18 protein-coding genes are annotated in these 20536 nt (G+C 53.9%); 14 read left to right on the top strand and 4 right to left on the bottom strand.

All coding sequences use genetic code 11. The annotated features are described in order from the left end of the window. Positions 1–11: 11 nt before the first annotated feature. On the top strand, positions 12–1421 hold the full coding sequence (locus ACMV5I_RS18635) for a PLP-dependent aminotransferase family protein (RefSeq protein ID WP_414825019.1): 1410 nt from the start codon (positions 12–14) through the stop codon (positions 1419–1421). Here the strand turns inward: ACMV5I_RS18635 and ACMV5I_RS18630 are convergent. After that, positions 1418–2392 carry an alpha/beta hydrolase gene (locus ACMV5I_RS18630; RefSeq protein WP_414825018.1) on the bottom strand — a complete coding sequence of 325 codons (975 nt, stop codon included), beginning with the start codon at positions 2390–2392 and terminating at the stop codon, positions 1418–1420. The genes ACMV5I_RS18635 and ACMV5I_RS18630 overlap by 4 nt on opposite strands. An 845-nt stretch (positions 2393–3237) precedes the next feature. On the opposite strand from ACMV5I_RS18630, the gene ACMV5I_RS18625 reads away from it, so the two are divergent. From ACMV5I_RS18625 to ACMV5I_RS18600, 6 genes are all read left to right on the top strand, one after another. After that, positions 3238–4452 carry an aspartate aminotransferase family protein gene (locus tag ACMV5I_RS18625; protein ID WP_121607131.1) on the top strand — a complete coding sequence of 405 codons (1215 nt, stop codon included), beginning with the start codon at positions 3238–3240 and terminating at the stop codon, positions 4450–4452. A 50-nt stretch (positions 4453–4502) separates the two neighbouring features. Continuing rightward, positions 4503–5537, top strand: a complete 1035-nt coding sequence (astA, locus tag ACMV5I_RS18620; protein WP_202728466.1) for an arginine N-succinyltransferase — start codon at positions 4503–4505, stop codon at positions 5535–5537. Next, entirely contained in the window at positions 5537–7009 is a 1473-nt protein-coding gene (gene astD, locus ACMV5I_RS18615) for a succinylglutamate-semialdehyde dehydrogenase (RefSeq protein WP_414825017.1), read from the top strand. The genes astA and astD overlap by 1 nt, the downstream gene beginning before the upstream one ends. Before the next feature lie 286 nt (positions 7010–7295). Beyond that, positions 7296–8636, top strand: coding sequence for an N-succinylarginine dihydrolase (gene astB / locus ACMV5I_RS18610; protein ID WP_261288718.1), 1341 nt, complete (start codon positions 7296–7298; stop codon positions 8634–8636). Positions 8637–8648: 12 nt separating this feature from the next. Further along, entirely contained in the window at positions 8649–9632 is a 984-nt protein-coding gene (gene astE, locus ACMV5I_RS18605) for a succinylglutamate desuccinylase (RefSeq protein ID WP_261170779.1), read from the top strand. A 578-nt stretch (positions 9633–10210) separates the two neighbouring features. Then, positions 10211–11293, top strand: coding sequence for a porin (locus ACMV5I_RS18600; RefSeq protein ID WP_284121402.1), 1083 nt, complete (start codon positions 10211–10213; stop codon positions 11291–11293). Between the two features lie 84 nt (positions 11294–11377). On the opposite strand, the gene ACMV5I_RS18595 is transcribed toward ACMV5I_RS18600, so the two are convergent. Continuing rightward, positions 11378–11569, bottom strand: coding sequence for a YebW family protein (locus ACMV5I_RS18595; protein WP_021181014.1), 192 nt, complete (start codon positions 11567–11569; stop codon positions 11378–11380). A 224-nt stretch (positions 11570–11793) separates the two neighbouring features. Between ACMV5I_RS18595 and lysM the strand changes: the two genes are divergently transcribed. Both lysM and ACMV5I_RS18585 read left to right on the top strand, forming a co-directional pair. Continuing rightward, complete coding sequence (lysM, locus tag ACMV5I_RS18590; RefSeq protein ID WP_024486819.1) at positions 11794–12234, top strand: peptidoglycan-binding protein LysM; 441 nt, start codon at positions 11794–11796, stop codon at positions 12232–12234. Positions 12235–12725: 491 nt separating this feature from the next. Next, the gene (locus tag ACMV5I_RS18585; protein WP_178380885.1) at positions 12726–12890 is read left to right on the top strand and encodes a hypothetical protein; all 165 of its coding nucleotides are present in this window, start codon (positions 12726–12728) and stop codon (positions 12888–12890) included. Positions 12891–13587: 697 nt separating this feature from the next. Here the strand turns inward: ACMV5I_RS18585 and ACMV5I_RS18580 are convergent. Both ACMV5I_RS18580 and ACMV5I_RS18575 read right to left on the bottom strand, forming a co-directional pair. Further along, the gene (locus tag ACMV5I_RS18580) at positions 13588–13974 is read right to left on the bottom strand and encodes a helix-turn-helix domain-containing protein (RefSeq protein WP_024486415.1); all 387 of its coding nucleotides are present in this window, start codon (positions 13972–13974) and stop codon (positions 13588–13590) included. Between the two features lie 101 nt (positions 13975–14075). Further along, positions 14076–14768 (bottom strand): IclR family transcriptional regulator, encoded by a 693-nt coding sequence (locus ACMV5I_RS18575; RefSeq protein ID WP_414825016.1) that lies wholly within the window; start codon positions 14766–14768, stop codon positions 14076–14078. 216 nt (positions 14769–14984) lie between these two features. Here ACMV5I_RS18575 and ACMV5I_RS18570 point away from each other — a divergent pair, with 216 nt between their 5' ends. The 5 genes from ACMV5I_RS18570 to cbpM all read left to right on the top strand — a co-directional run bounded on the left by ACMV5I_RS18570 (position 14985) and on the right by cbpM (position 20519). After that, positions 14985–17318, top strand: coding sequence for a molybdopterin-containing oxidoreductase family protein (locus ACMV5I_RS18570; protein WP_414825015.1), 2334 nt, complete (start codon positions 14985–14987; stop codon positions 17316–17318). A 3-nt stretch (positions 17319–17321) separates the two neighbouring features. Next, positions 17322–17870: a 4Fe-4S dicluster domain-containing protein gene (locus tag ACMV5I_RS18565; RefSeq protein ID WP_414825014.1), complete on the top strand. Its 549-nt coding sequence runs from the start codon at positions 17322–17324 to the stop codon at positions 17868–17870. A 12-nt stretch (positions 17871–17882) separates the two neighbouring features. Continuing rightward, positions 17883–18689 carry a dimethyl sulfoxide reductase anchor subunit family protein gene (locus ACMV5I_RS18560; protein WP_414825013.1) on the top strand — a complete coding sequence of 269 codons (807 nt, stop codon included), beginning with the start codon at positions 17883–17885 and terminating at the stop codon, positions 18687–18689. A gap of 607 nt (positions 18690–19296) precedes the next feature. Next, positions 19297–20217 carry a curved DNA-binding protein gene (gene cbpA, locus ACMV5I_RS18555; RefSeq protein WP_021805649.1) on the top strand — a complete coding sequence of 307 codons (921 nt, stop codon included), beginning with the start codon at positions 19297–19299 and terminating at the stop codon, positions 20215–20217. Further along, entirely contained in the window at positions 20217–20519 is a 303-nt protein-coding gene (gene cbpM / locus ACMV5I_RS18550; RefSeq protein ID WP_021181020.1) for a chaperone modulator CbpM, read from the top strand. Before cbpA ends, cbpM begins: the two co-directional genes overlap by 1 nt. Positions 20520–20536: the final 17 nt, after the last annotated feature.

Below are 20536 nucleotides of genomic sequence, written 5' to 3'. Positions count from 1 at the left end.
GTTGGAATTGTATGACCAGATATGAACAGCTTGCCCAGCAGATCCGCGAACAGATCCAGAGCCGGGTTTGGCGTGCGGGGGACAAACTGCCCTCGCTGCGGGAAAGTGGTAAACGTGCCGGGCTGAGCCTGATGACGGTGGTGCAGTCATACCAGCTACTGGAAAGTCAGGGCTGGATCGTAGCGCGGCCGCAGTCTGGTTACTATGTGGCCGCGCGTTCACAGGCGTTACCACAGCCCGTCCGGGGTGAAAAACTGCTGGTGAGCGAACAGGTAGATATCAACGCTTTTATCTTTGAAGTGCTGCAAGCCTGTAAGGATCCAGAGATTGTGCCCTTCGGCTCGGCTTTCCCCGATGCCACCCTGTTTATGCAACCCAAGCTGGCCAGGGCGCTGAGCAGCGTGGCGCGGAAATTCACACCTCACAGCTCGCTTGCTAATTTGCCGCCCGGCAACGAGGCATTGCGTCGCCATATTGCCCAACGCTATGCGCTGAATGGGATGCAGGTCTCCCCAGATGAGATTGTGATCACCGCCGGGGCGATGGAGTCGTTAAGCCTCAGCCTGCAAGCGGTGACGCAGCCGCGAGATACGGTGGCAATTGAATCCCCTGCATTTTACGGTGCGTTGCAGGCGCTGGAACGCCTGAAGCTGAAAGCGGTGGCGATCGCTACCCATCCGCAGCATGGGATCGATCTGGATTCGTTGCAGCAAGCGATTGAGCAGTATCCGATCAAGGCCTGCTGGCTGATGACCCATTTCCAGAACCCGCAAGGGTCGAGCATGTCGGACGAGAATAAAAAACGGCTGGTGACGATGCTGCGCGAGCATCAGATCTCGTTGCTGGAAGACGATGTCTACGGCGAGCTTTATTTCAGCGCCGAGCGGCCCTTGCCTGCCAAGGCGTTGGATCAGGGCGGGCAGATTTTGCACTGCTCGTCGTTCTCAAAATGTCTGGCTCCTGGGTTCCGTGTGGGCTGGGTGGCGGCAGGGCGTTTTGCACCGCAGATCCAGCGCTTGCAACTGATGAGCACCGTTTCAACCAGCGTGCCGACCCAGATGGCGATCGCCGATTATCTGCTGCATGGCGGCTATGATACCCATCTGCGTCGCCTGCGGCGTTTATTGGCCCAGCGCCAAAGTGCCATGCATCAGGCGATCGCCCATCACTTCCCGCCCACGGTGAAGGTCAGCCAGCCGGACGGAGGCTATTTCCTGTGGTTGGAGCTGGAGGCGACACAGTCATCCATGGAGCTTTACCAGCGTGCGCTGGCAGAGGGCATCAGTATTGCGCCGGGGCGAATGTTTACCACCGGCGATCGTTTCAACCACTGTTTCCGCCTGAACGCCTCCTTCGAGTGGAGCGACAGGCTTGAAACCGCCATCAAGACCTTGGCCAGGCTGATCCGTAACCTGGGCTAGGCCAGATAATGCTTCAATGCACGTCCGGCCTGATGAATAGCCGAATGCACCGCCGGAACCTGGGCGAGCGGGTTTAACAGGCCGTAATCGTGGATCAGTCCATTGTAGCGGGTGGCGGTCACCTCGACGCCAGCCGCGTTCAGCAAGCGGGCGTAGGCTTCCCCCTCATCCCGCAATACGTCCAGCTCGGCGGTCTGGATCAGCGCGGGTGGCAGCCCTTGCAGCTGTTCCAGGCTCGCATTGAGCGGTGAGGCGTAGATCTCCTTACGCTGGGCCTTGTCGGTGGTGTAGTTGTCCCAAAACCACTTCATCATATTGCGCGTCAGGAAATGGCCTTCGGCAAATTGATGATAGGAATCACGATCAGAACTGGCGTGGGTGACCGGCCATAGCAGGATTTGGCAGCGCAGTGCCGGTGTGCCTCGCTCTTTAGCCATCAGGCTGACCACCGTCGCCATATTACCGCCAACGCTATTACCCACTACCGCCAGCCGGGTACCGTCGACGTTGATTTTTTCTCCGTATTCCGCCACCCATTCCGTGGCCGCGTAGGCTTGCTCGATGGCGGTGGGATACTGGGCTTCTGGCGACGGTGTGTAATTGACAAACACCGCGACCGCTCCGGAACTGTAAACCAGATCGCGCACCAATCGTTCGTGGGTCGGGAAGTCACCCAATACCCAGCCGCCGCCGTGGAAAAACATAAATACCGGCAATTTACCTTTCACTCGTGGCGGACGCACGATGTGCAGCAGGATGTCCTGACCGGCCACGTGAATGGTTTTCTCTTCGATCTCGACCTCACGCTGTACCACCTCCACGCTGCGTTGCGCGCCTTCCAACACCTTACGTGCCTCCTTCGGCTTCATCTGTTCCATCGGTTTGCCGCCGCTGGCATTCAACTCCGCCAGAAAGGCGGCTACGTCTTTAACCGCTGCGGGCTGGGTGGCATCAAAGGTTTTCTTGCTCATGTTGGGATCCTTAAGGTTGAGGAGGAACATTGAGTAGGGGGTAGCTTAACAGTGTAGTCAAAGACTGGAGGTTAACCCGTAATATGGTGCCCTCACCCCAACCCTCTCCCAAAGGGAGAGGGAGCTGATAGATCCTGCTCTGGTGGAAGTGAAGAGGTCCTCTCAGCAAACTCACCTCCTCATGCATAGGTGAATCACCTTATGTTTCAGATCCACTCGATCGGTCCCCCCTCCAAAAGGACGAATACCTAGATAAATTGTGGCACGAACTGTTCCCTCTCCCTGTGGGAGAGGGCTAGGGTGAGGGGCATTTTGCTGCGCTAAATGAGGGCGCATTGCACAATTGCGGTGCAAAAGGGCGGCGAACCCGCCCTCTAGCGCAATTATTTTTGCGAGCAGGATCAGAAAAGCGGAAGAATTTTGCGATTGAATAGGATTTCTCCGTCGCTGATGATTTTAGGCCCTATTTTTGCCATTAATCATTACAAATGCATAATTATTGAATATTTATGCAATATAACTCCTTGTTTTAACGAAAAAAATTAGTAAATCCGTCAAAAAGCCCGTTATGGCACGATAGCTGCTCTACACTATTTATCAAATGGGCTGTATTTTAACTACTCATTAACATTTATTCCCCGCTCCGGGGTGCTAAATGCGGCATTAATAGCGAATAACCGATTTTATGTAACAGGTTTGTATCTGAATAGGCGGCGGTGAGCAGCATTATCGTCGGCCAGAAAAGACACCGGATAATAGGGTTAATTTGCTTTTTCGCCGGCCTTGCGCCGCCAGAGCGGTCCTTACCGCCAAAATTCAGCCTTTGCTGACGTTATGAGGTCATTATGGAACAGCCAATCGCAGTTACCCGCCAGTCTTTCGACGACTGGATGATCCCGGTTTATGCCCCTGCGGATTTTATTTTGGTGCGGGGAGAAGGCTCACAGGTTTGGGATCAGCAGGGGAAATCCTATATTGATTTCGCTGGAGGCATTGCCGTCAATGCTCTGGGCCATGCCCATCCGCAGGTGTTAGCGGCGCTGGTCGAACAGGCAGGCAAGCTTTGGCATCTGGGCAACGGTTATACCAACGAGCCGGTGTTGCGCCTGGCCAAACAGCTGATTGATGCCACCTTTGCCGACAAAGTATTTTTCTGTAACTCCGGCGCGGAAGCCAACGAGGCCGCTCTGAAGCTGGCGCGAAAACATGCGCTGGATAGTGGCAACCGAGAAAAGAACCAGATCGTCGCGTTCAATAACGCGTTTCATGGCCGCACCCTGTTTACCGTGTCTGCCGGGGGCCAACCAAAATATTCACAGGATTTTGCGCCACTGCCTGGCGGCATTACCCATACGCCGTTTAACGACCTGGCGGCGGCTGAACAGGTGATTAACGACCATACCTGCGCGGTAATCGTTGAGCCGATTCAGGGCGAGGGCGGGGTGGTTCCGGCACAACCGCAGTTCCTGCAAGGGCTGCGTGAACTGTGCGATCGCCACGGCGCACTGCTGATCTTTGATGAGGTGCAAACCGGCGTGGGCCGCACGGGATCGCTGTATGCCTATATGAATTACGGGGTGGTGCCAGACGTGTTGACCACTGCCAAGGCGTTGGGCGGCGGCTTCCCGATCGGCGCGATGATCACCACCGACAAGCTGGCGAAAACCCTGGGCGTTGGCACTCATGGCACCACCTACGGCGGCAACCCGCTGGCGGCGGCGGTAGCTGGGGTGGTGTTCTCGCTGATTAACACTCCGGAAGTCCTTGATGGGGTGAAGCAGCGTCTCGAATGGTTTATCGCCGGACTGACGGAAATCAACCTACAGTATCCGATCTTTAGCGAAATCCGCGGGGCGGGCCTGTTAATTGGCTGCGTGCTGAACCCGGAATATGCCGGTAGAGCCAAACAGCTCACCCAACTGGCTAACGAGGAGGGGGTGATAGCCCTGATCGCTGGCCCGGACGTGGTGCGCTTTACGCCTTCGCTGATCATCCCTGAACAGGATGTGAAAGAGGGGCTGGCGCGGTTCGCGCGTGCTGTGGCGCGGATTTGCAGCTAATCAAGGCGGCTGCGCCCGGTGCGCAGCCGATGACTTCCGAGGTTCGCATTATGATGATTATCCGCCCCATAGAGCGCCGTGACCTGGCTGACCTGCTGACGCTCGCCGGTAAATCCGGTATTGGCCTCACCTCTTTGCCGCAGAATGAAGAGACGCTGTCGGCACGTATTGAGCGGGCGTTAAAAACCTGGCAAGGCGAACTTCCCCAGAGCGATCGCTGCTATCTGTTTGTTATGGAGGATACCGAACGGCAACAGGTCGTTGGCGTCAGCGCGATCGAAGTCGCGGTTGGGCTGACCGAACCCTGGTATAGCTTCCGCGTGGGTACCCAGGTGCATGCCTCAAAGCAGCTTAATGTCTATAAATCGGTGCCAACGCTGTTTTTAAGCAACGACCATACCGGCCATTCGGAACTTTGTACGCTGTTCCTCGATCCGGACTACCGCCATGGTGAGAATGGCAAGCTGCTGTCAAAAGTGCGCTTCCTGTTTATGGCCGCATTCCGCAACCAATTCTCCCGCAAAGTGATCGCGGAGATGCGCGGTTATTCCGATGAAAATGGCCGTTCCCCCTTCTGGGAAAGCGTTGGCCGCCACTTCTTTTCTATCGAGTTCGCCAAGGCGGACTATCTCAGCGGCACCGGGCAAAAGGCGTTTATCGCCGAACTGATGCCGAAACACCCGCTGTACGTCGACTTTCTGGCCGAAGATGCGCAGAAGGTGATCGGCGAAGTTCACCCGCAAACCGCACCAGCGCGCAAGCTGCTGGAAGCCGAAGGGCTACGCTACCAGGGCTACGTCGATATCTTTGATGGGGGCCCGACGCTGGAAGCCGAGATCGACGAGATCCGTGCGGTGAAGCGCAGCAAAATGGTGAAGGTGGTGCTGGATGATACGCAGGTATTCAGCGAGGCCCCGGCCTACCTGGTGGCCAACGACAACTATCAAAATTATCGCGCCCTGTTGGTGCATGCCCAACTGCATGATGACCGTCTGCGTATCAACGCCGAGACGGCAGCGGCACTGGGTGTCGAACAGGGGAGCCCGGTACGGGTCATCAAGCTTATCGCTCAGGAGAAAATGTAATGTCGCATCCTGCATTGTTAATTAATGGCGTCTGGCTGGCTGGCCGGGGCGCTGAATTCAGCAAAACCGATCCGTTGGATAACCTGCCGCTGTGGCAAGCCAATGCGGCCAGTATTGACGACGTGGCTTCGGCCTGCGCAGCTGCACGCGAGGCTTTCCCTACCTGGGCGCGCACGCCGTTTGCGCAGCGCGAACAGTTGGTAAAACGCTTCGCGGCGTTGCTGGAAGAGCATAAGCAACATCTGGCTGAGACCATCAGCCGTGAAACCAGTAAACCCCGCTGGGAAACCTTGACCGAAGTCCAGGCGATGATTGGCAAGGTGGGCATTTCATTGCAGGCCTATCAGGCGCGTACTGGGGTGACGGAAACTGCAATGGCCGACGGTGCTTCGGTGTTACGCCATCGGCCGCACGGCGTGCTGGCGGTGTTTGGTCCGTATAACTTCCCTGGCCATTTACCCAATGGGCATATCGTTCCGGCGCTGCTGGCGGGCAACTGCGTGGTGTTCAAACCCAGCGAATTGACGCCGTTGACGGCGGAGGTGACGTTACAGCTGTGGCTGCAGGCGGGTTTGCCGGATGGGGTGATCAATCTGGTGCAAGGTGGACGTGAAACCGGTGAGGCCTTGGCAAGCTGTGCCGATATTGATGGGCTGCTGTTTACCGGCAGTGCTGGCACCGGCTATCACCTGCATCGCCAATTGGCTGGTCAGCCAGAAAAGATCCTGGCGCTGGAGATGGGTGGCAATAATGCGCTGATCGTCGAACAGGTAGAAGATTGTGACGCGGCGGTGAATCTGGCCATTCAATCGGCGTTTATTTCTGCCGGACAGCGCTGTACCTGTGCTCGCCGCATTTTGGTGAGAAACGGGCCACAGGGCGATGCCTTTATTACACGCCTGGTTCAGGTGGCATCTACGCTGCGCATTGGCCGTTGGGATGCTGAGCCTCAGCCGTTTATGGGCGGGGTGATCTCCTCCTCTGCGGCAGAAAACATGCTGGCAGCTCAGCATCACCTGTTGGCATTGGGCGGTAAAGCCTTGTTGACCATGAAATCGCTGGAGAGCGGCAGCGCGTTATTAAGCCCCGGTATTATCGATGTGACAGGCGTGGCGGACGTGCCAGACGAAGAATATTTTGGCCCGCTGACCACGATCATTCGTTACGACCATTTCGACCAGGCGTTGCGCATGGCTAATAACACGCGCTATGGCCTGTCCGTTGGGCTGGTGTCCCCGCAGCGGGAGCAGTTCGAACGGCTGCTGCTGGAGGCGCGAGCCGGTATTGTCAACTGGAACAAGCCGCTGACCGGCGCTTCTAGCGCGGCACCTTTCGGTGGTGTGGGAGCTTCTGGCAACCATCGGCCAAGTGCGTTCTATGCGGCAGATTACTGCGCATGGCCGATGGCTTCGCTGGAAAGTGCCAGCCTGACGCTGCCAACCAGCCTGTCACCGGGCCTGATATTTAACTGATTGCCAGGTTTGTTTCTAACTTATTGAAATAGATTGTTTAACGGTTGTGTTGCCATTGATGTTTCCCCCTCACCCCAACCCTCTCCCTCAGGGAGAGGGGGCCAGAGCGGCGTCGAGGTCAGGAACGGAGATACCTCTGTAGCATCAGTTTATATCTGACACCGGTTAGGTAGCAGGAGAAGTTAATGTTGGCACGTTCGATTCCCTCTCCTTGGGGAGAGGGTTAGGGTGAGGGAGATAGCACCCGGTGACAGGTATCACCCTTCGCAGTTTACAGGAGAGCAAAATGTCCGGATATGAAGTCAATTTCGATGGGTTGGTTGGCTTGACGCACCACTATGCCGGGCTGTCGTTTGGCAATGAGGCTTCGACGCAGCACCGCAACAGCGTATCGAACCCCAAGCTGGCGGCAAAGCAGGGGCTGCTGAAAATGAAAGCGCTGGCAGATATGGGCTTCCAGCAGGGCGTGCTGCCTCCGCAGGAACGACCTCATCTTCCCACGCTGCGTAAATTGGGCTTCAGCGGTAGCGACGAGAGCGTGCTGGCCCAGGCGATGCGAACCTCACCGCGCCTGCTCTCGGCGCTCAGTTCGGCCTCATCCATGTGGACGGCCAATGCCGCGACGGTTTCGCCTTCGCCAGACAGTCTGGATGGCAAAGTGCATTTCACCGCCGCCAATCTGAATAACAAATTCCATCGTGCGATTGAGGCTGAAACCACTTCTAGCGTGCTGCGAGCCATCTTCAATGATGAGCAATACTTTACTCACCATGATGCCTTACCGCAGGTGGCACTCTTTGGGGATGAGGGCGCTGCCAACCATAACCGCCTTGGGGGCGACTATGCCAAACCTGGGGTGCAGGTCTTTGTGTACGGCAAGCAGGAGTTTGGCGGGGAAAGTGCCCCCACGCGTTACCCGGCACGCCAGACGCGCGAGGCCAGTGAGGCGATCGCCCGTCTACATCAGTTGCACGAGCAACACACGGTATTCCTGCAACAAAATCCGGCGGTGATCGACCAGGGCGTTTTCCATAACGACGTGATCGCCGTCAGCAATCAGCAGGTGCTGTTCCATCATCAGCAGGCGTTCCTGCACCAGCAGCAGGGGCTGGCTCAAATCCGCCGTAAGATGGCCATACTGGAGACGGAGCTGGTGGCGATAGAAGTGCCAACCTCTCGTGTCAGCGTGGGGGATGCGGTGGCGACCTACCTGTTTAACAGCCAGATCCTGACCAAAGCCGATGGCAAGATGATGATCGTGGTACCGGAAGAGTCCCACCAGCATCCGGGCGTTTGGCATTATCTGTCGGAGATGGTGGCCAGCGGTGGGCCAATCGACGAGATCAAGGTGTTCGACCTGCGCGAAAGCATGCGCAACGGCGGTGGCCCGGCTTGCCTGCGTTTACGCGTGGCGCTGAACGAAGCTGAGTTGAGAGCGGTGAACCCACGGGTGATGATGAACGATACGCTTTTCACCACCCTGAACGACTGGGTAGACCGCTATTACCGCGATCGCTTGGTACAAGAGGATCTGGCAGACCCGCAATTGCTGCATGAAGGGCGTGCGGCACTGGATGCCCTGACTTCTCTCCTTGGGCTGGGTAATGTTTACCCGTTCCAACAGTAACCGGAGGCAATAGTGAACAATTTATTGGCTCTGACGTTGGCTGGAACGCCACCCGCCATCCCCGAGGGTGAAAATGCTGCACTGCGCTGGAAGTGGTTGGGGGAAGGGCTATTGGAGCTCAGCCCGCTGCAGGGCTATCAGCAAGCCGTGGTGCTTTCTGCCGGTATTCACGGCAATGAAACGGCCCCGATCGAACTGTTAGACCGGCTAGTGAACGAGATCTTCGCAGGCGTGCGGCCCTTGGCGGTGCGCTTGCTGGTGGTGTTGGGTAATCCACCTGCGATGCGAACCAATCAACGTTATCTGGCAAGCGATATGAATCGCATGTTTGGTGGGCGCTATCAGCAGTTTGAGCCCTCTGGCGAAACGGCGCGGGCGCAGCAGTTAGAGCAAGCGGTCAGCAGTTTCTTTGCCGGAGAGCAGGCCACACGTTTTCATTACGATCTGCACACGGCGATCCGCGGATCGCTGCTGCCACGCTTTGGTATCTTGCCCTATCAACCACAGAGTTACAGCTCCGAGATGTTGGCGTTACTAGACGCCGCCGAGTTGGATGCATTGGTGGTACACCAAGCGGCCGGTGGTACGTTCAGCAACTTTTCCAGCGAGCATGCGCAGGCGGCCAGCTGTACCCTCGAATTGGGCAAGGCGCGTCCCTTTGGCAGCAACGATCTGCAGCAGTTTTCCGCTATCAATAAAGCACTGCAGGCGCTGGTCTGTGGGCAATCTCTCCCTTTGCGCAGGGAGGCTCCGATTCGGGTGTTCCGTGTCGAGCGGTCGCTGATTAAACGCAGTGAATCGTTCAAACTCTATTTAAGTGACGATACCGCCAATTTTACCGCTCTGCCGCAGGGCACTTTATTGTATGAGCAGCCGGGGGAAAGCTATCGGGTGCAGCATGAAAAGGAGTGGGTGCTATTTCCCAACCCCAAGGTGGCATTGGGGTTACGTGCAGGCATGATGTTGACCGAAGTCCCGCGTAGTACCCTGTTTTAATCTCACCCATTCATTACGCCACAGGTAAGTGACCTGTGGCGACGTTTTTCCTTTCAAACTTTAATAGCGTAATTTATTTAATCAGTTGACAGGGTATTTTGCCTGTTACGTGTCACTACTCGCTATGATTTACCCCAATGAGTAAAAAACAGATTAAAGATAGAATTATTCGCGCCATTTCCGCTAATCAGATTGATATAAGTTAAAAGTGTGAAATAAGTAACGTTATTACTTAGCATGCTAATTTTGTGGTTATTAAAAATCGTAGGTAAATCACACAAAATGAAACGTGGGCGCACCATTTTGGTGCTGAAAAACGTAGCTACTATGGTTTATGCGATAAATATCTATTTAAATCATTATATTAGAATAACGTTTTTGTGTAATATTTAGTTACAAATAAACATGCTTTATGTGCACTGTTTCATGAACTTTTTTATTTTAAGTTTTTATTCATGATGCTAATGTCACATGGCGCTTTATTAAGGGGCGTAGATAAAAAACAAAATGATAAAAATCACAGCCCAAAGCATAAATTGGGCGTGACGGGCAGCTTTTAATAAAATCTAGGAAAATAAATGATGAAACGCAGTGTAGTAGCCCTGGCGGTTGTTCTTGCCACCGCCGCCTCAATGGCCAATGCGGCCGAAATCTACAACAAAGATGGCAATAAACTCGACCTGTACGGCCGTGTTAACGCCAAGCACTTGTTCAGCGATAACAAATCTGCCGATGGCGACGCGACCTATGTGCGTTTTGGTTTTAAAGGCGAAACGCAGATTAACAGCGATTTGACCGGTTACGGCCAATGGGAATACAACGTCCAGGCTAACCACGCTGAGTCAGCGGGTACCGAAGGCACCAAAACTCGTCTGGGCTTCGCTGGCCTGAAATTCGCCAACTACGGTTCCTTTGACTATGGCCGTAACTACGGTGTGGTTTACGATGTAGAGTCGTATACTGATATGCTGCCGGAGTTTGGCGGTGATACCTATACCTTCACCGATAACTTCATGAATGGCCGTTCTACCGGCCTGGCTACCTACCGTAACCGCAGCTTCTTCGGTCTGGTAGATGGTCTGAATATCGCCTTGCAGTACCAAGGTAAGAACGAGAACGACCGCAGCAACATCCACAAGCAGAACGGTGACGGCTATGGCATGTCTGTGGACTATCAGGACATCGGCGGTAGCGGTATTGGTGCTGCGGTAGCCTTCTCTGATTCTAACCGTACGCAAGCTCAGAAGGCAGTTCAATACGGTAAAGGTGACAGCGCAACTGCCTGGACCACCGCGCTCAAATATGACGCCAACCAAGTGTATCTGGCGGCCATGTATGCTGAAACCCGCAACATGACCCCGATCACGGTTAACAGCGTTGCTGGTTTTGCCAACAAGACGCAAAACTTTGAAGTGGTCGCGCAATACCAGTTCGAAAATGGTCTGCGCCCATCACTGGCCTACCTGCAGTCCAAGGGTAAAGACATTGAGAACATCGGCGATGTCGATCTGGTGAAATATATCGATATCGGCGCGACTTACTACTTCAACAAAAACATGTACACCTACGTTGATTACAAAATCAACCAGTTGAATGACGATAACAAGCTGAAACTGAACACTGACAACATCGTGGCAGCCAGCTTGACCTACCGTTTCTAAGTCGTATTCAAACCTCATTCCTGTGTCGGGAGTGGTTCAAAAGGCAGAGCGCAAGCTCTGCCTTTTTCAGTTTGGCGTGTGGGTTCAGAAAGGAGCGTACTCGCTGGCAGGCAGCCAGAAGCCGTCGATAAAGTCCTCGATCGGAAAACAGCCGGCATGGCGTAACCGTTGTTCTTTCATTGCTACTAGGCATTGATGCTCATCACGCAGCACGTCGACAACGATATCGGCACAGCCGCCATCCAGATAGCAAACGAACATCACCAATGCGTACATAACCTATTGCGTCCCCCATTAAGGCTCCAACCCCCATTGTAGGTAAAATTTGGCTGAATTTAGCTAATTAATACAAAAAAATAATAATTGACCAGACAAAAACGGTATTTTCAGAATTATGGCAGCGTTTAATCATCCTCAAGAGGATTGAAGTTCCGCTCTGTACTGCTAAGCTTAATGAGTTTTAAAATTTCTTAACTATCCAATCATTAACGGGAGCGAATATGGGATTGTTTAACTTCGTCAAAGAAGCTGGCGCAAAACTGTGGGATACGGTGAGTGGTAACGCTGAGGATCAAAGCGCCAAGCTGAAAGCGCACCTTGATAACAGTGGCCTGCCCGATACGGATAAGGTGGATGTTCAGGTCGTTGATGGCAAGGCTGTGGTCACCGGGGACGGTATCAGCCAGGAACTGAAAGAAAAAATTCTGGTAGCCGTGGGTAACGTGGCAGGCATCAGCGGCGTAGAAGATAATGTTGCAGTAGCGCAACCAGAAGCGGAAAGCCGCTTCTATACCGTCAAGAAGGGCGATACCCTGAGCGCCGTTGCCAAAGAGATGTATGGCAATGCCAACCTGTACAACAAGATCTTTGAAGCTAACAAACCGATGCTAAGCCATCCAGATAAAATCTATCCGGGCCAGGTATTGCGCATCCCACAATGATGCTGGAGGCCTAAGCAATCGAAGCTTGAGCTTAGAACTGCGTAATCCGGCGCCCCATTTGGGGCGCTGTGCTGAAATTCCTCTACCAATACGTACGTTCATACAGACGTTCGCCCCTTATAAGTTACCCACCCGCAATTCGATAAATCCAACGAATGTTTCCAGTCCGCACGCTGGCGACTAGCCCTGAGAATCTTGACCCTGTTGCAGAAAATTGGTAGCGTCTGCATGCAAGAAAAATCTTAGTTGTCACCAGCGTAAATTTGGCTGCTGCTTGAGCCTGGAGTTACCCCTTTTTAGCATCAAGGTGTTATGGCTGGCGATAAGAGAGTAGAGGGTGTGAACACCCCATTAGACAACAAACATCAGGAAAACCATGGACAATGCGCAACGCGTCATCACAACGTTGACGGTGGTTGCTGCATATTGATCATTTTTACGTTGACGATCACACAGTAGGTGGGATTAACTTACTGTTTTTAGGAGATAAAATGGAACACAATCCGCATGATGAAACCAAGCTTATTGCGGTCATTGCCTTATTGGTCTCAGTGTTGCTTGTCGTGTCGATCCTGTTTGGCATCACGTATTTATCCGATCTGCGGCATATCGATAAAGAGGTCGATGCCAAAAGCTGTTACATCAAAGGGGGCTGAGGCCAGAGCTGCGTCTATCGCAATTCTTGATTCGACGATGAAAATTTTTTGCCATATACCTTGGTTTATTTGGGATTTAACGCACTAGCTGCGATTTAACCACTAATAAAGGTTGTGGCGAATTATTCGTCGGCTGTGTGCTGTTAAATAGACAACGATCGTTGGATGGCATTTTTCCGCCATGGCAGAGCCGCTACAGCTCAGGCGTAGCAGGGGGTGACACATTTTTTGACGGTCTTTGCTTATGATGGTCAGGCAGCATGATCTGCGGACTTGGTTGATTAACGAATCTAAATAAATTCACTTTAATTATATTTAAGCCATAATTAATGATTAAAGTGAATGTATTTCTTAAATGTGTTTGTGATGTTAATCAAATATTGTTATCTATCCCGAATTAGCACGCTGTCGTTAATAGCCAGGTCCTGCTAAGCTGAGATTAATCTGTACGGAAATTCTGTCAGTTCTATTGCCGATGTAAGCGAGGTGTTTATGAGTCAATTACTCTCCCATGCAAGATTATCCCATGTAGTGATCGCCACGGCGGTGTTTTGGGTTTGCATTGCTGTACTCGTGGCGGTAGCACTAAAGTAACGCTGGATGATTAATCAACAACCCGACATAGCTAGCACACTCAGCCAACGGCTCCTTTCTGGGGCCGTTTCTTTTGTAATAACTTAAGCAACCTGCTGCCGTCTCATGCCATCTTCTGGTGAATGATATGTAGCGGAGGTTCGATATGCAGATCGACACTCAAATCCTGGCGGAAGTCATAGGGCGTAATGTTGAAACGCTTTCTGAACATGTAGGTGAAGTGTGATTGGGAACCGAAACCAAAATCCAAGGCGATATCGAAAATGGAAGCCTCGCTGCTGCGCAACTGGTACACCGCTCCGGCAAGGCGACGCTCACGGATGTACTTGCCCAGCGAGATCCCCGTCGCTTCTTTGAACAGCTTCTGCATATGCCACAGTGAATAGCCGGAATACTCGGCTAACTCTTCAAGGTGGATCACTCGTCCCAAGTGGGTTTCGACCCATTTACTGAGTGCGCAGACTAGTGCGAGGTGATGTTCTTGTATCAATAACTTTACCCAATTGATTTTGTTGTTTAACCGCAGCGCAGCGCTTACGGCAGGCTCACTTAGCGTACCTTACAGGCCCCGGGTTGTCACCTTCGTGCCGGTTAAAGCGGGATCGTTTTGACCTTCGCCATCAGGCGACCTGCTAGACGGACAATCTCTGCCGGGTCGTCTGGAATAAACCCCATGGTGATCGCCATTCCCAACAGGACGTTATCCTGGCTGAAAATCGGGCAGGCTATCGCGCGTGCCCCGGGGATGCCTTCGGTAACATTGTAACGTACCGCATAGCCCTGCAGACGGATCTTTTCGAGCTCTTTAGCCTCGAGCAGTGGCGTAATAGAGCTATCAAACGCCTGATAGGCATAGCCTGCCGCACTGGCATTCATGGGGATGAGGGTGTTTTCGAGGTAATCGATATCGATATTTTTATGGCTGCGATTGTAGCGCGTCAGCAAGATGTTACCCCCTTGGCGCACCGCCCAACCGGTGGAGTAGTTCAGCTCATCACGCAGCTCACAGAGCGCATTATTGATGATTGTCGCCAGCGTCTGTTGTTTGCCTGCCGCCGCGGCCAGCGCCAACAGTTTGCTGCCAAGCGAATAGCGGCTGGTCTCCTGCTCCTGATACAGCATCTGGCTACGGCACAGCGAAACCAGATATTTATGCAGCCGGCTTTTCGACAGCCCACTGTGTTTGGCGATATCCGAAGCGCGGGCGTTTCCGCCCAGTGCGGTGACACTCTCTAATACCGATACGGCAATATCGACCGAATTTACGCCTTGAACTTCCGACATTCTGCTTACCTTACTTGCCATTACCTCGATCCGATCACTTTACCAGTTTAAGGCGGTGAATGCCCCCGCTAACCTGAGCCTGGCACCGCAGCAGGATAATTTTCAGCGCGCAAGGACTAACTATTTTGAGGTGGATTGATCTGCTTCAATATACTATGGGTTAACTCGGTTTATTTATAGTGAACACCAGGACGTGATCTTACCGAGAATAAAACTATGAACGATATTGCTTCACTCAGACTAAAACGGCGCACGTTGCTAAAAGGGCTGGGCGTTATTGGCCTGGCTTCACTTTCGCCTTGCGCCTTCTCCTTATCAACGGGTCAACAAGAACCCTTACGCCGCATCCACCTAAAACTGTCGGATTATCAAACCTTTCGCTCAACCTGTGCGATGGAGTGCCTGCACTGCAACCTGACCGCTTACGTCTATCAGAAAAAGCTGATGAAGATTGAAGCGACGGAAGGCTTCAATGTGAAATGTTGCCTGCGGGGCATCAGCCGTACCAAATGGGTTTATCACCAGCAGCGCATCACGACGCCTCTGCTGCGGGTAGGCAAGAAAGGTGAGGGCAAATTCGAACCTATTACCTGGCAACAGGCACTGGATTTAATCGAAAAAAACATCCTTACCACCATCAAGGAACAGGGCAACGAAGGGCTGCTGCTGTCCACCCATGCTGGCAACATGGACTCGATAAAGAACGATATGGGCAAGGCGTTCTTCGATTATCTGGGTGGTTCGGTTAAACAGGCGGGGTCACTCTGTTGCTCGGCAGTGACGGCGGCGATGATGCCAATGGTGGGATTACGCTATGCCGATACCCGCGACACCATTGCCGACAGCCGTTTGATCATCTGCTGGGGCAACAACCCGGCGGTGACCATGCAGGCGTATTTTAAAAATTATCTACGTGCGCAAGAGCAGGGCGCGCGCATCGTGGTTATCGACCCACGCTTTAACGAGACCGCCGCCAAAGCCGACGAATGGATCCCGATTGTTCCAGGTACGGATACGGCTTTAGCGCTCGGGATGATGAAGATCATTATCGAAGAGCAGCATATCGACGCGGATTTCCTGCGCCAGCATACCGGCGCGGTGTATCTGGTGGATGCCAAAGATCAATTGGTGCGTGCCGATGCCAACGACACTGAAAGCTATCTGGTTTATGACTGCACCAGCCAGAGCCTGGTACGGCATGACAAGGCGGGTATCACCCCGGCGCTATTCCAGCACCAACTGCCAGCCGACAGCGGCTACCGTACCGTGTTCGAAACCGTTTACCAACAGGCTGCACCATGGACGCTTGACCGGGTCGCGGCTGAAACCGACATTCCTGCCCACACCATTTTGCGCTTGGCCCGCGACTATGCCACCACCGCTCCGGCGATGATTGTGCAAAACATGTCTGGTGCCCAGCGCACCGAATTTGGTACCTACGTGGCCGCCAGCCAATTCTACCTGGCCTTGCTCACCGGCAATATCGGCAAACGGGGAGCAGGGATCTGTGATGCGGGCGGAGCACGCCAAATGGCGAAGTTCGGTCCGATCATTCCACCCGCGCCTGCGGTGAAGAAAATCACTCCGATACCGGTTTCCAAGGTGGGCGAGTGGGTGGTCAATGACCGACCTTATCCGATCAAATTCTGGTGGATTATGACCATGGGGGTCATGACTCAGTTGCCTAACACCAACATGGTCAGAAAGGCGTTGGAAAAGGTCCCCTTCGTGGTGGTGGCCGATAACCTGATGAGTTCTACCGCGCTGTATGCCGACCTGGTGCTGCCGGTGACGACCATTTTTGAAGATGTCAGCCTGATGGCGGGCGTGCGTAGCCACTATGTGCAACTGATGGAGCAAGCGGTCGAGCCACCGGGTGAAGCCAAGCCGGATTATTGGATCTTTGCGCGTCTGGCTGAGCGTTTTGGCTTTGGCGACGTGTTTAACCAGCCAATTGAGCATTACATCAATGCGTGCCTGCAAGGTTCCGGTATCACCCTGGAACAGCTGAAAAAAGGGCCGGTGCTACCGGTGAGCGGCGACTGGATCCCATTTGAAAATGGGGTGTTCCGCACGCCGACCCGTAAAGCCCACTTCTTTATTGAAGAGTGGCAGAAGAAGGCGTTCTCGCCGGTCGTTACTTATCTGCGAGTGAATGAATCGCCACAAGGCTCGCCGGAATTGGCCGCCAAGTATCCGCTGATGGCGGTACAACGCAAGCTGGCCCGCAGCATTCACTCAAGCCACGGTATGAACGAATGGATCCTTGAGGTGCAGCGCAATAAGCCTAACGTGATGATCCATCCGCAGGATGCGCAACAGCGCCGGATCAAACACGGCGACTGGGCCACCGTATTTAACCAGCGGGGAGAGCATCGGGCGATTGCCGTGGTGACGACGCATATCAAACGAGGCGTGGTTTCTCTGGATAACGGCTGGTGGGAACAGCAGGGAGGTAGCAGCAGCCACGTCACCAATGACGCCGTAGAGGCGTTGGGTACCGGGCATTGCTGTAACAGTACGCTGGTTGATGTACGGGCGGAGGGATAACCCATGACCAAACAATATGGCTTTCTGATTGATATTAAGCGTTGTTACGGCTGTAAAACCTGTTCCATGGCCTGTAAGTCAGAGAATCAGACGCCACCGGGCGTGCTTTGGCGGCGGGTGCGGGAGTATGAAACCGATGGCCCGAACTCGGAAGGGTTTATTTCGATGTCCTGCAACCATTGTGACGACCCGCAGTGCATGAAGGTTTGCCCGGCGGATACTTACCATAAGCGCCCGGACGGCATTGTGGTACAGGATCACGAGAAATGCATCGGCTGCCGCATGTGCATTATGGCTTGTCCGTACAACGCCCCAGTTTTCGATCCGCAGGAAGGTAAAACCAGCAAGTGCAATATGTGTGCCGAGCGTCTGGATGAAGGATTGTCGCCGCGTTGCGTGGCGTCTTGCCCGGCGGGCGTATTGAAGTTTGGCGATATCGAGGAGTTAAGGAAGATCCACTCGACGGATTGGGCGGTACTGGAGGCTAGATATCACATGCCTGACTATCGCATCAGCGGCCCGAACGTGGTCATTATTCCAGCGGACAAATAAAAAGGTGCTGCCATGAACGAATATGAACTGCCGTTGGTGTTTTTTACCGTGCTTTGCCAATGGGGCATTGGTGGCGTGATCGCCCTGACGCTTTACCGCCTACGACCAACCCCCCAGATGCCCGTTGGGCAACTGAAATATCTGGTTCTGGGATTGTGGCTGGTGGAGGTCGTTGGCTCCAGCTTGTCACTGCTGCACCTGGGGAGCCCGTTTGGGGCTTACCGCGCGGTGCTGGGCCTGCCGCACTCCTGGTTAAGCCGTGAGGTGATCGCCTTTATCCTGGTGAATATCAGCCTGTTCCTGATGTTGGCAGCTTGCTGGCTGCGGCCGCAGAAGTCGGCCTTGATCACCACATTAGGGCTCGTCACATCGGTAGTGGGGATTGCCGCCATTCTGGTCTCGGCGCAAATCTACTACCAAATGGCCAGCCATCCGCTGTGGCATACGCCACTGACCCAATTGGCGTTTCTGAGTACCGCGTTACTGCTGGGGTTCGCCACCTTGGGGATCTATTTGAACTGCTGCGGCTTGGCCGTTCCGCGCACGGTTCGTTATGGTCTGCTGGTGGGCTGCCTGTTGCTGCTGGCCACGCTGGTGGGGCGTTACCAGATTGCCGGGGCCAGCGCTCAAGGGATCATGCTTTGGTGGCAACTGGTTGGCAGTATGTTGGTGGGAGGCGTGCTGTTCGCGGTGCTTAGCCAGCGCACACGTTTGGCTCCATCGATAGCCGTGATCGCGGGGGTGGCACTGGTGTCGGGGGAAATTGTCGGACGTATGCTGTTTTATCAAAACGTCATGGGCCAATTCCCCTGGTTCTGATGCAATAAACTGAGGTCGGTCCAGCCGTGCCACCGCTGAACGGCGGGCCGACCCAACATCCAGCAGAAAAAAGCCTCAATACAGGGCTTGCCAGCATTCGGAAAAACCAGCTAATCTGAACTTGCCCGCTACCGCAAATGCCAAGTAGTCCAGGCCAGCAATGTAATTAACCAAAACAGAGAGTCAGCCGTAACAACGCCACGTTGATGGGGTGATCGCATGTTAATGACAGTGATTATTACTCTTTTTGTGATCGTGGGCGTCGCCGCTTTTCTGGCAATGCCAGTGATGATGGTCAATAACACGCAAGGCGTGGGAGGTGAAGAACCGTGAAACTGGCTAGCAACCGGAACCTGCAATGTTAACTCGAAATTCACTCGCAACCTGTTGACCGGCTCAGATATGGGCCGAGTCATCAACACTTTGTCAGCACGGCATTTCCGCACGCTCCGCAACAAATCAGCCCGAAACGCTAAATCACCGCGTGAAGTGATGCGCATACTGCACTAACTGCTTGATGGCGCTACAATGAGCCTTATCTCCTCAACTTGCTCACGCATCAACGCGCTATCCACTTTTCCGGCCACAGTAAAGAGACCATAGCATTATGGAAATCAAGGATTACTACGCCATTCTAGAGGTTAAACCCTCAGATGATATCAAGGCTATCAAAACCGCCTACCGCCGCCTGGCACGCAAATATCACCCCGATGTCAGTACCGAGCCCGATGCCGAAACGCGCTTCAAAGAAGTCGCAGAAGCCTATGAAGTGCTGAAAGACAGCGAACGCCGGGCCGAATATGACCAAATGCGGCTGCATCGAAACGAACCCAACTTCGGCCGCCAGACCCGGCGTGAAGAGTATGGTGGTGCCGAGGATTTCTCCGACATCTTCTCCTCTATGTTTGGCCAGCGTGCGCGTGGCCGCCAGCAGGGCCAACCGCGTGCTGCCCGTGGGCAGGATGTTGAGATCGGCGTGGCGCTGTTCCTGGAGGAAACCCTTACTGAGCAAACCCGCACCCTGAGCTATAAGGTGCCGGTGTACAACGCATTTGGTCAGACAGAGAAAGAGATCGCTAAAACCCTGAACGTGAAAATCCCGGCGGGCGTGGCAGACGGGGAGCGTATCCGCGTGAAAGGCCAAGGTGTGCCGGGTATGGCTGGCGGAGCCAATGGCGATTTGTACCTGATCATTCAGCTGGCACCGCATCCGTTGTTTGAGGTGATCGGGCACGATCTGGAAATCGTTCTGCCCTTGGCACCTTGGGAGGCTGCGTTGGGCACCAAGGTTTCTGTCCCCACGCTGGCGGACAATATCCTGTTGACCATCCCTGCGGGGAGCCAGACCGGGCAGCGGTTACGCGTCAAAGGGAAGGGGCTGGTCAGCAAAAAAGAGACCGGCAACTTGTATGCGGTGATCAAGATTGTCATGCCTGCCAAACCCGATGCAGACAGCGCCGCACTCTGGCAACGACTGGCCGAGGCGAATCAGGCCTTCGATCCTCGTACGCAATGGAGTAAAGCATAATGGCCAAGCTACAGATAACCCTTACCATTACCGAGTTTTGCCTGCATACCGGCGTAACGGAAAGTGAACTGGCCGAGGTGGTCGGGTTGGGAGTGATCCAGCCCCGCGATCTGACGGTGGATGATTGGCTGTTTGATGATGGGGCGGTGGCGGCGTTTAATCGCGCCCAGCGTCTGCAACGTGAACTGGCTCTGGATTGGCCCGGCATTGCGGTGGCACTGACGCTGCTTGATGAGATTGAACAGTTGCGCAGGGAGAACGCTCAGCTACGTCATCGTCTTGAGCGCTTTATCGCCGAGTGAAAGTGTAGTGATTCATC

The organism is Serratia sp. T13T92, from assembly GCF_047530105.1.
Lineage (GTDB): Bacteria > Pseudomonadota > Gammaproteobacteria > Enterobacterales > Enterobacteriaceae > Chania > Chania fonticola.
The sequence above is the reverse complement of the archived record's forward strand: the minus strand, read 5'-3'. Positions and strand labels throughout refer to the sequence as shown.